This window comes from Micromonospora foliorum (genome assembly GCF_022229015.1).
GTDB lineage: Bacteria > Actinomycetota > Actinomycetes > Mycobacteriales > Micromonosporaceae > Micromonospora > Micromonospora foliorum.
Window position 1 is genome coordinate 1 of the sequence record NZ_JAKKFF010000160.1, and the last position, 2,018, is coordinate 2,018.

Annotated in this window: 2 protein-coding genes and 1 pseudogene; 1 reads left to right on the forward strand and 2 read right to left on the reverse strand. The window is 68.9% G+C overall.

The genetic code is table 11. The annotated features are described in order from the left end of the window. Both PSH25_RS13585 and PSH25_RS13590 read right to left on the reverse strand, forming a co-directional pair. Window positions 1-205, reverse strand: a pseudogene (locus PSH25_RS13585) (hypothetical protein); the annotation flags it as partial. Between the two features lie 235 nt (window positions 206-440). Continuing rightward, window positions 441-956 (reverse strand): hypothetical protein, encoded by a 516-nt coding sequence (locus PSH25_RS13590; RefSeq protein WP_238659443.1) that lies wholly within the window; start codon window positions 954-956, stop codon window positions 441-443. 234 nt (window positions 957-1,190) lie between these two features. Between PSH25_RS13590 and PSH25_RS13595 the strand changes: the two genes are divergently transcribed. Next, window positions 1,191-2,018, forward strand: an 828-nt coding sequence (locus PSH25_RS13595) for a L,D-transpeptidase (protein WP_238659444.1), incomplete at its 3' end; no start/stop codon positions are given.

A 2,018-nucleotide genomic window follows, 5' to 3' on the forward strand; every position in this document is an offset into this window, starting at 1 on the left:
CCGGGGCGCTCGGCGTGGCCGGCGGGTCGCCCGGGGCGGTGGCCGTCGGCGCCTCCGGGGCGGACGAGCCGATGCCGGTGTCGCTGGATGGGCCGGACGCGCCGGGGGTGCCCGGTGCCTCCTTGCATCCGCCGGCGAGCGCCACGCTCACCAGCAGCAGGGCGGTGACGGAACGACGGTGTCGAGGGGTGGATCGGAGATTCATCAACGGGGGGCACACCTTTCTTCCGAGCACGAAGAATACGAGTCGGCCCCCTGCTCGTTTCCAACCGAAACGATTAATTCTCCCTTAAATATCGCTCTGCGATTGCCTGGTCAGGTTTGTGGAGTCGCCGTGATGTCGGCTCGATCTCAATTCCCCGATTTTTCTCCAAAAACTGTAATCGGCGGCTGTGGCGCCACTCTGCTTTTCTGCCGGGTCTCCCCGGCCGCCGTCCTGCTCAGCACTTGTCGCGTGCCTTGCGCAGGAAGGTCTCCCGGGAAACGACCTTCGTCGAGTCGTGTCCGCGCGGCGCCAGCACCTGGTCCGGGCCGATCCGTGGGAGGTCCGCGAGGGTGAAGTCCACCGAGATGGCGTTACGGCGGCTCGACCCGGTGACTGTGTAGGTGACCCCGGGCCGAAATTCGGTGAGCGGCTCGACGTCCGGATCGATGTCCGCCTCGGCCGCTGGGGTGTCGACAGCGTCGGCGACCTCCCAGCCCTCCGGCGGCTGACCCAGCAGGGCCACTTCCACGATCTCGCTCGCGGGCGGGCCGTTGATGCTCCACCTGATCAGGGTTCGTTTGCCCGGTTCACCCTGATGGTCGTTCTCGAACACGGCGAGGCGCGCGTCCCTGTCCTCGCAGGTGACCAGTACGCCGACCGGCTGACCATCCTGGACGGCGAGGGCGACGATCGGCTCGTCCACCGGCGAGCAGCCGGTCAGGGGCAGGAGGGGAGCGGGAGCAGAATCCATGGACGTCGTCTTCTGCGCATGTCGGCCAGCATTCCACGGCAGCATCACACTTCGATGCCCCGAGGATCACGAAAGGGAAGCGCAACCGAGGGGCCGGGACCGGCTGCCCTGCCGACCGTTCCCACCTTCGTTGCGTGATTTCCGGAAACAGCGCAGGGCGCCGCCGACGCGGAGAGAATTGCCGCCACGGAGCACACGGAAGCCGGGGGACGTCGGATGGGGTTACGAAGGCGCATGGCGCTCGTAGCGGTGACCGTCGCGGCGACACCGCTGGTCCTCGGCGGGTGCACCACCGAGCGGAAGTCCGCCGCGCGCCCCGCCGAGCAGGTGGTGCCATCGCCCGAACTGACCCTCACGCCCACCGACCTGTCCCGGAACGTGCCGCTCAGCGCCGAGGTGGTGCCGCAGGTAACGGGCGGGAAGATCACCGCCGTGCGCATCGTCGACGACACCGGCACGCTGGTCAGGGCGGAGCCGCGCGAGGACGGCTCGGCCTGGTTGCCGACCGCTCCGTTGCGGCCGCAGCACACCTACACCGCGGCGGTCACCGCCACCGCCGACTCCGGGCGGACCACCACCCGCACCAGCACCTTCACCACCGCGGCCGCATCGATGAAGCCACAGGTGACCAGCACCCTGTACTTCGCCGACAAGCAGACGTACGGCACGGCCATGCCGGTGACCATCGGCTTCGATCCGCCCATCGCCAGGGCCGCCCGCGCCGACGTGCAGCGTCGGTTGTTCGTCACCACGAAGCCAGCCCAGCCGGGGGCCTGGTCCTGGGTGGACGACGGCAGTCAGGTCTACTACCGGGCTCCCGACTTCTGGCGGCCGGGCACGACCATCAGTGTCCGGGCCGGCCTGGCGGGTCTGCCGATCGGCAAGAAGCACATCGGTGACGCCGACCGCACCGCGACGTCCCGGATCGGACGGCAGGTGGCGCTCGAAGTCGACAACGCCACCAAGCAGATGCGCGTGCTGCGGGACGGCAAGCTGATCCGCAAGATCCCGGTCAGCCTGGGCAAGCGCAGCACCCCCACGTCCAGCGGCAAGATGGTGATC